At 51.8% G+C, this 6,541-nt stretch carries 11 protein-coding genes; 2 read left to right on the forward strand and 9 right to left on the reverse strand.

Annotation, left to right across the window (positions count from 1 at the left end):
- Positions 1–45: 45 nt before the first annotated feature.
- Complete coding sequence (locus tag PKO02S_RS31275; protein ID WP_127589094.1) at positions 46–564, reverse strand: GNAT family N-acetyltransferase; 519 nt, start codon at positions 562–564, stop codon at positions 46–48.
- 127 nt (positions 565–691) lie between these two features.
- Between PKO02S_RS31275 and PKO02S_RS31280 the strand changes: the two genes are divergently transcribed.
- Together PKO02S_RS31280 and PKO02S_RS31285 are read left to right on the forward strand one after the other, a co-directional pair.
- Positions 692–1,450 (forward strand): hypothetical protein, encoded by a 759-nt coding sequence (locus PKO02S_RS31280; RefSeq protein WP_127589096.1) that lies wholly within the window; start codon positions 692–694, stop codon positions 1,448–1,450.
- Between the two features lie 15 nt (positions 1,451–1,465).
- On the forward strand, positions 1,466–1,936 hold the full coding sequence (locus PKO02S_RS31285) for a hypothetical protein (RefSeq protein ID WP_127589098.1): 471 nt from the start codon (positions 1,466–1,468) through the stop codon (positions 1,934–1,936).
- A gap of 52 nt (positions 1,937–1,988) precedes the next feature.
- Here the strand turns inward: PKO02S_RS31285 and PKO02S_RS31290 are convergent, their stop codons facing one another.
- From PKO02S_RS31290 to PKO02S_RS31325, 8 genes are all read right to left on the reverse strand, one after another.
- Positions 1,989–2,510: a phage tail protein gene (locus PKO02S_RS31290; RefSeq protein WP_127589100.1), complete on the reverse strand. Its 522-nt coding sequence runs from the start codon at positions 2,508–2,510 to the stop codon at positions 1,989–1,991.
- A 17-nt stretch (positions 2,511–2,527) separates the two neighbouring features.
- On the reverse strand, positions 2,528–3,040 hold the full coding sequence (locus PKO02S_RS31295; protein ID WP_127589102.1) for a phage tail protein: 513 nt from the start codon (positions 3,038–3,040) through the stop codon (positions 2,528–2,530).
- Positions 3,041–3,074: 34 nt separating this feature from the next.
- Positions 3,075–3,593, reverse strand: coding sequence for a phage tail protein (locus PKO02S_RS31300; protein ID WP_127589105.1), 519 nt, complete (start codon positions 3,591–3,593; stop codon positions 3,075–3,077).
- On the reverse strand, positions 3,590–4,054 hold the full coding sequence (locus PKO02S_RS31305; RefSeq protein WP_218033978.1) for a GNAT family N-acetyltransferase: 465 nt from the start codon (positions 4,052–4,054) through the stop codon (positions 3,590–3,592). Before PKO02S_RS31305 ends, PKO02S_RS31300 begins: the two co-directional genes overlap by 4 nt.
- A gap of 160 nt (positions 4,055–4,214) precedes the next feature.
- Positions 4,215–4,631, reverse strand: coding sequence for a GNAT family N-acetyltransferase (locus PKO02S_RS31310; RefSeq protein WP_127589109.1), 417 nt, complete (start codon positions 4,629–4,631; stop codon positions 4,215–4,217).
- Positions 4,632–4,663: 32 nt separating this feature from the next.
- Entirely contained in the window at positions 4,664–5,092 is a 429-nt protein-coding gene (gene fabZ, locus PKO02S_RS31315) for a 3-hydroxyacyl-ACP dehydratase FabZ (RefSeq protein ID WP_127589111.1), read from the reverse strand.
- A 15-nt stretch (positions 5,093–5,107) separates the two neighbouring features.
- Positions 5,108–5,386 (reverse strand): DUF2277 domain-containing protein, encoded by a 279-nt coding sequence (locus PKO02S_RS31320; RefSeq protein ID WP_127589113.1) that lies wholly within the window; start codon positions 5,384–5,386, stop codon positions 5,108–5,110.
- Between the two features lie 2 nt (positions 5,387–5,388).
- Positions 5,389–6,327, reverse strand: coding sequence for a DMT family transporter (locus PKO02S_RS31325; protein WP_127589115.1), 939 nt, complete (start codon positions 6,325–6,327; stop codon positions 5,389–5,391).
- Between the last annotated feature and the right edge of the window lie 214 nt (positions 6,328–6,541).

The following is a 6,541-nucleotide window of genomic DNA, read 5'->3' on the forward strand; positions in this document are numbered from 1 at the left end:
ACCATGAAACTTTCTTATATGTTGAGAAAGGAGCCGAATCGGCTCCTATCCTGTTTCTCCAGTTTCCTTGTAGTACAAAACCGTCGTATCGAGCGACCCGTTCGCGGACATGGCGTAGCGCGGAATGATCCCGGCTTGCACGTAGCCGAGCGCGAGATAGAGCCGGTTGCTCGGATCGCCCTCCCGCGTGTCCAGCACAAGCAAGGTGCGTCTCGCGACTTGCGCCTGTTGCTCCGCCTCCAGCATCAGCAGCCGACCGATCCCTTGCCGGCGACACGCCGGGGCGGTCATCAGCTTCGCGATCTCTGCGCGGTGCCGTCCGTTCGCCTTCCCGCACAGATGGAGCTGCACGGTTCCAACGATACGTCCCTCTTGTCGGGCAACCAACAAAACCACGTCCGGACCCATCACCCCGTCCCAGTACGCTACAGCTTCTTCCCGTCCTACCGGCGGCAAAAAACCGATGGATGCGCCATCTTCCACAACCGCGATCAGAAGCTCCGTCAGTTGCTCCAAGTCATCTCCCTGCAGATCACTCAATGAACTGATGTTCATAGCGTTCATTCTAGCTGACTCCCTTCTGGCTCTCGCTGAGATTCGAATAATCCTATTGTAAACGGATTATTTTCGTACGGAAATGGAAAACTAGGCTCACCTATACAAGTATGGTTGATGATGGAGAACTTATCCGATGGCAACTCGTTCTCGACGCCCCCTTTACATGTTAAGCTCATTTGGCGTTACCCAAATCTTGCGGCAGCATCCTTACATGATCGCGTGGTGGTCGGCTGTTTTCCCGGGCTTCGGGCATTTCATGCTCAACCAATACATAAGAGGCGCGTTGCTAACACTGTCAGAGGTCGTCATTAACTCTTTGGCGCGGATCAATGAGTCGATGGTGTATTCGTTTTGCGGGCAGTTTCAGCAAGCGAGGGACGTGTTGCATCCCAACTGGATATACGGCTATATTGCCATTTACATCTTTTCCATCTGGGACAGCTACCGCTCCAGCCTTTATGTGAACAAGCTGTCTCACTTGGGGGAACTGGAGAATGAAGCGATGGTCAGTGTGCGGATTACGCCGTTGGAACTCCAGTATTTAGAGCAGCGAAGTCCCTTCAGCGGAGTGGTAGCCTCGTTTTTCTTCCCGGGATTAGGACAACTGTACAATCAGCGGTTCGGTCTTGCCTTCTACGGGATACTTTGGTGGTGGATCTATAGTTGGCTTTCGCAATGTTATGTTTCAGTTCTTTATTTATTGTTGGGGCGCCTTCAGGACTCGATTCAGGTCCTCCATCCTCATTGGCTGCTGTTCATGCCCTCGGTTCTTGGCGGCTCCATGTATCACGCCTACGAAACGGCCATCGCTCACAACCGTCTGTATAGATTGGAACAGCGCCAATTTTTGACCGAGCGGTACTCGCTTTCCGAGGTGCGTATTTTTCCTTAGAAACAGGTGAAGCCGATGTTAATAGTAGGTACATTCCCCCATTCCATAGAGGTCGAGCAAGCACTGGCCGAATTGGAGCATTCCGGGGTCTCTCGCAAGCAAATATTGGTCGTGGTGATGGAGACGGAACCGATGCCTTCCCACCAAGCGGTGAAAAGCACGCGGGATATTCATTCCACCGGTGTCGGCATTGGGATGGCAACAGCTACAGCTTTGAGCGTCATTGGAGCAAGTGTGGGGTTTGTGTGGAAAATAGGACCGATTCTCAGTGGCTTGATTGGTGGAGGAAGCGGATTTCTTGTCGGCTTCGGCCTCTACTACGGACTCCGCCGTAAACAGAACACCCGGCGCCTGCAGAAGAGCCTTCCGGAAGTAACGGTAATTGTCCAGTGCCGCAACGATCAGATCAAGCTGGTGACCGAGATGCTCTGGACTTTTCAAGCCTTAACGGTAGGAACTGCTGAAGAGCCGGATAACCGCGGGTAACCAAACGCGCCGCCAACGTTCGGCGGCGCGTAAGGAGACCACTCGGTAGAGCTTATGGTTTGACCGGATAAACGCCTTCCAGCGCGATAATAAAATTCATCGCGATATAAGGTTGCATGTTATTATGCGACTGATTGCCGCCGACCGCATTGACAATCAGAGGATTCATTTGCGTTTCCGCCGTATGCGAATACACCATTTTCGAAAACTTACCGCCCGGCGCATTCGCCCAGATCGTATTGACTGCAGATTCCGAATTCGCTGTCGTCTGACTATTGAGCGCATGGTCGTGATTGGCCATCTGATCGATTAACACAGTAACTCCCGTTGTGCCTCCGCTCACTGCAAAAGGACGAGGGGTCAATCCTGGACCGGTCCCTTGATGCATGGCAGCCTGGCCCATTAGATTAGGTAGGGCGAAATTAGTTCGGCCATCTCCGCCATATGCATTCCCGATTATAGTGAAAAGAGCTTGGTTGGTCTGAATCGGTAAAATATCACCGTTGCACAACGCCCAACCGGCGGGCGCGTAGTCGCCTGCAAACACTCGGATTTCTCCAATATATGGATCCATAAACTTCGCCTCGCTCCCTAGTTTCTCGGTGGCCAAATCCCCTGAACCGCTATGCAATAATTGAACACTGCATAGGGCTGTCTATTCTCATGCCCTTGACTGGCACCAGCCATACCCAACGCGTTATTGCTCATCTGGCTATTCGTCTCGCTCATGTAATTGGAAACGTTCGTACTCGCGGCCGGCGTCCCCCACACATTGGCGGTCGCCACATTCGTCGATGCTCCGGTCCCGCCAGTTAACTCATGCGTATGAGCAGGCATTTCGTTAACGGTTAACACATGCATTTCTTCACCGCCGAGTTGACCCCGTGTATTTACACCATTTGCTCCGAGATGAATCGCCGTTCTTCCCATCATATTGGGTAAGGCAAAAGTTGTGATGCCATCCCCGCCATATGTGTTTCCTAACAGAGTAAATAGCGCATTATATTGTTGAATCTTCAGGAGTTGGCCGTTGCACTGCGCCCAGCCTGTAGGTGTAATATTAAACGAGAAGCATCTGATTTCTCCAAGGAACGGTTCAGCCATTTCAGGAGTTCCTCCATTCTTTACGGATATTTTGCTAAGCCGGACTAGGGAAAATCCCCTGAAGCGCAATGATGTATGTAAGTGTGTTGAATGGCATCATATTGTTGTGGCTTTGATTGCCGCCTACGCTGCTAATCGCTGCCGCATTCATCATAGCATTCGGTGATAGAGTGGAGTATTGATTCACGCTGCTTCCAGCAAAATAACCGTTTGTGGGGCTAACGCTAGTGCCGTCTAAACTATTCGAACTCACTTGGTGTGTGTGTGCCGGGAGCTGGGCCGTTGTCAGTATTACGGTTTCCACACCACCTTTCTGCCCAATCGAATAAACCGTTCCGGTTGAGGTGTTCGTGCCCGTATGAAGCGGTATTCGACCGCGCAAATCCGGCAAACCGAATGTCGTTCTTCCATCCCCGCCGTATGTAGCGCCAATAAGTGTATACAAGGCCTCATTCTCGGAGATGGACAGGATTTGCCCGTTGCACATCGCCCACCCCTGAGGTGCATAGTTGCCGGAAAATAATCGAATCTCTCCTAAATACTGATCGCTCATCTACAATCCCCTTCCTGTGTCGCTGCCCCTTCCGCCGGGTGCCAATGCATCCGCAAATACGGAACAGACTCGCCGGTCACCATAAATCCTTGCCTTTCATACAGCCGGATGGCTGGATTCGATTGAAGCACGCTCAACCGAATGCCTCTCAGCGTTTCGCTCGCCAGTCGCTGCAAATGCTGCAACAAGCGTGTGCCGACTCCTTGATTGCGGAATTCCGGCAAAAGCGACACATCGATAAGCTGTATGGCCTTCTCTTCGTTCGAAGACTCGTCCAGAAGCAACCGCCCGACTGGCAGCTGTTCCACATAAATCAGCAGATGCTTCGACTCCGGATATTGCATCGCATACGAACGGCGCTGAATATCGAATTGCATCCGTAAAAATCCATCCGATGCGCGCTCGTCCCAGCCGAATGCAGCTACTTCTTCGGCACGGGTGCTTCTGTATAGCTCGTACAAGAAAGGCTCATCCGCGTGCGTTGCCGGAACCAGTTGCAGTGTATTCCCTCCATTCGACTAGTTTAGTTAGGCAAGGTAGTCCTCAAGGCCTACCATTACTATGCCGGACGTGTCAAAACTTGTCAATGCAATATAAGGAAGAAGATGATAATAAATCCCACTACACATCCCTGCTGAAGACGCAAAATCCGCTCCGCTTCTCCCAACCGACCGCATGCCAAAACCTCCGGCCGATCTCGTTGTCGTCCAGAACGAAGAGATGGCATTTCTCGATTCCTTCTTGCCTGAGCCGTCCCAGGCTTGCCCGCACCAGCCGTTCGCCGAGCTTTTGTCCCCGTGATTCCGGATCCACCGCTACATGATAAATATACCCGCGACGTCCATCATGACCGCACAGGATAGTCCCCGTGATTCGACCGTCTTGTTCCGTTACGAAGCTCATGCCAAGGTTGCGGGTCAAATACAGCTTTATATTTTCTTTGGAATCCGACTCGCTTAGCACCAATCCCTGTATCCGGCTCCACAGTTCGATTAGCTGCTCGTAGTCATTTATTGTCATTTCGCGGATTGGGCTCATGGTGGTTGCTCCTTATAATGATGAGTTCCGGGTTAGATCGTGCTTAAGGCAAACATGATTTCCGTCTCGCAAACGATGATTTGGTTCACAAACGCGATGCCTTTCCCTTTCACGATGTGGCCTTTGATCCTGTTCACCTCGAACTCGAGCCGCACTTCGTCGCCAAGATGCACCGTGTGAGGGAACGAACAGTTGTCGATCGACGCCAACAAGCCCAGTTTGGTGTGGTTGCCTTCCCGTGAGGAAATGGCAATCCCTCCTACTTGGGCGAGAGCTTCTACCAAGAGAACGCCTGGCACTACCGATGGAGCTGCCCCATGCCCTCCAAAATAAGGCTCCGTCCCCGCGACCTGCTTCCATCCGACTGCCCGTTTACCTTCCTCCCACTCCACGATGCGATCCACCAACAGAAATGGATACCGATGCGGGATCATACGCTGAATGTCCTGAATCGCTAACATGCCGCTCCTCGCCTCCTACGACTTTCTAGGCCCGAACCGTTTGATCGAACGAGCCTTCGCCCGCTGGATCTCCACCTCTCGATTGCGAGGCTCCGAATTCGTCACTAGCGATTCCAGCAGCTCCTGCGCCGCATGCGTGATCTCGTGCACCGCTTTATGAAAAGCCGCCTCATTCGCCTTCGAAGGCTGATTGAAACCCGACAGCTTGCGCACGAATTGCAATGCCGCGGCTTCCACCTCATTCTCTGTAGCCGGCAGGTCAAAATTAAACAAAATCTTAATATTTCGGCACATGCTCAAGCACCTGCTTTCTTGGATAGATTGGATACTTTACGTGATTTCCAGCGTTCTCCCAACATCTGAATGGCGATACCCGCCACGATCAGCAACAATCCGACCCACTGGGCCGGCTTCATCGGTTCCTTCAACAGCCAGACGATAAACAATAGGGTGAAAAAGGGCGTCAAAAACGACAAACTCGCGATCAATGCGGACGAGGACGATTTTAACCCCCGGAACCAGAGGTAGTAAGTAAACACAATATTGCTGAGCCCGATCCATACGACCCAAGCCCCCGCTTCCCAAGCGGGAATCCGAAAGTCGGAGAACAGAACCAAGCTCACCGCCGCCAAAACGAAAGACACGAAAGTGTACATGTAGTTGCTCAAATCCGAATCGATCTCGTTCCGTTTCCCCCAATTGGAGAAGAGCGCCCAGCAGAAGGCTGCCCCTAGCGCCAGTAAATCCCCTTTCCAATTCGTCAACCGAATGTCCGAGAAATCCCCGCCTGTAACAATAACTACCATCCCGGCAAATCCGACGATTACTGACGCGACTATCGGAAAGCTCAGCTTCTCCCCTTGCATCGGTACGGACAGCGCCACTATCAGAATCGGGAACATATAATTCAGCATGGAAGCTTCAATCGCGGGAACAAGCTGCAGCGCCATAATGTAGAGAAAATAGTATAGGTAGGATGGGATGGCGTACACGATAAGCTTACGGAATGCATATGGCGGCAATGCCAGCAAGCTTCTCATTCTGCCGTTGGCGACGAAAATGACGGTCATCACGACCAACGCCGAGCCGAACATGTAAAACTGCACTTGGAAGCTATCCAACGATTGGAGCGCAAACTTGCTCGCTGCCGCAAAGGACCCCCATAGGACCAGCAAAAGCCCCATCAATACATACGGGTTGTCCATCCACTTGGTGTTTGTTTTCCTTGCGCTCACATTGCGCCTCCCCTGGTTTCGTGCTGTTGCGATTGAATCCCTACAATGCCGTTATACTATTTTGGATGCGAGATGTCTAGTTATGTTTGGTGGAAGGGACGGCGAGCTGAAGTTGGGGTGTGCAGTGTCCGGATATTCAATTATCCTCTCCTATGAATTACTCCTGCACAACTATCCCTATCTAGCTGCCACCAGAAAACGTAACAACGATTTT

It is taken from the genome of Paenibacillus koleovorans NBRC 103111, from assembly GCF_004000845.1.
GTDB classification, from domain to species: Bacteria; Bacillota; Bacilli; order Paenibacillales; family NBRC-103111; genus Paenibacillus_AA; species Paenibacillus_AA koleovorans.

Excerpts from the sequence above, each read along its gene's own strand:
- PKO02S_RS31275 (WP_127589094.1), bottom strand. The coding sequence starts at position 564 with ATGAACGCTATGAACATCAGTTCATTGAGTGATCTGCAGGGAGATGAC.
- fabZ (WP_127589111.1), bottom strand. The coding sequence starts at position 5,092 with ATGTTAGCGATTCAGGACATTCAGCGTATGATCCCGCATCGGTATCCA.
- PKO02S_RS31320 (WP_127589113.1), bottom strand. The coding sequence starts at position 5,386 with ATGTGCCGAAATATTAAGATTTTGTTTAATTTTGACCTGCCGGCTACA.
- PKO02S_RS31290 (WP_127589100.1), bottom strand. The coding sequence starts at position 2,510 with ATGGATCCATATATTGGAGAAATCCGAGTGTTTGCAGGCGACTACGCG.
- PKO02S_RS31285 (WP_127589098.1), top strand. The coding sequence starts at position 1,466 with ATGTTAATAGTAGGTACATTCCCCCATTCCATAGAGGTCGAGCAAGCA.
- PKO02S_RS31300 (WP_127589105.1), bottom strand. The coding sequence starts at position 3,593 with ATGAGCGATCAGTATTTAGGAGAGATTCGATTATTTTCCGGCAACTAT.
- PKO02S_RS31310 (WP_127589109.1), bottom strand. The coding sequence starts at position 4,631 with ATGAGCCCAATCCGCGAAATGACAATAAATGACTACGAGCAGCTAATC.
- PKO02S_RS31295 (WP_127589102.1), bottom strand. The coding sequence starts at position 3,040 with ATGGCTGAACCGTTCCTTGGAGAAATCAGATGCTTCTCGTTTAATATT.
- PKO02S_RS31280 (WP_127589096.1), top strand. The coding sequence starts at position 692 with ATGGCAACTCGTTCTCGACGCCCCCTTTACATGTTAAGCTCATTTGGC.